1 protein-coding gene and 1 pseudogene are annotated in these 888 nt (G+C 60.1%); one reads left to right on the plus strand and one right to left on the minus strand.

The window, feature by feature from the left end; genetic code table 11:
- A pseudogene (locus tag ACRXB1_RS36890) lies at positions 1–214 on the minus strand (MFS transporter); the annotation flags it as partial.
- Between the two features lie 340 nt (positions 215–554).
- Here ACRXB1_RS36890 and ACRXB1_RS36895 point away from each other — a divergent pair.
- On the plus strand, positions 555–888 hold a 334-nt coding region (locus tag ACRXB1_RS36895), incomplete at its 3' end, for a response regulator transcription factor (RefSeq protein WP_449494886.1).

The following is an 888-nucleotide window of genomic DNA, read 5'->3' on the forward strand; positions in this document are numbered from 1 at the left end:
TAAGCATCAGCGCCGCGAACGCGAGCGCGTAGGCGTCCACAGTCCATTGCAGGCTCGCGACGCTCGCGTGCAGGTCGCGTCCCATGCTCGCCAGCGCGACGTTGACGATGGTGACATCGAGTTGAGAGACCACGAAGCCCATGCTTGCCGTGGTGACGATCAGCGCCTGACGTGTGCTCAGTCCAGCGCGTGCGGAGTGAAGGTTCGAGTTCATGTGACCCAGCTTAACGAGCTGGAACGCACGACGTTTCCGTGAATCCTGAAATGTGCGTGCAAGGTTTTTGCATCACGCCCTGTTGCTTTCGTGCATCCCGATATGTGGTCCCGACCGCACGCCTGCGAAACGCCGTTTCGCCTGAAGCAGGCACGAGTCGGCACAAGCAGTGACCTCCCGCGACATATTGAAAGCATTTGTGACCGTGTTGTCCGGGAGTTTAGGAGTTGTCCGATAGAACAAGGTGGTGCCGCTCCGCAAAATTCGCGCGTTCAAAGCGGTCTTGTGAAGCTTCACGAGACCTTCTGCGATGCCTTCGATCCATCAAGCCGAAGTCATCGTGCGCAGCGTCACCGGCATCGTCATCATGCGTATCGCAATCCTGCAGTCCGATCCCCAGCACCGTTATGTCGTCGGCGAAATCGTCGAGCGGCTCGGCCATGTATGCATTCCCTTCAGCGACGGCCTGGCGATGTCGAAGTCGCTGTCGCGCTCGACCGTCGACATGCTGATCCTCGACTGGCATTCCTCCGGCTTGTCCGGCCTGGACCTGGTCAAGTCGATGCGCTCTGGCATTGGCGAACGCGTTCCCGTCATGTTCGCTTCCGCCGACGGCGGCGAGAGCAACATCGTGCGCGCGCTGACCGCCGGCGAAAGCGAACATGACGGGAACG

It is taken from the genome of Caballeronia sp. M23-90 (assembly GCF_053574605.1).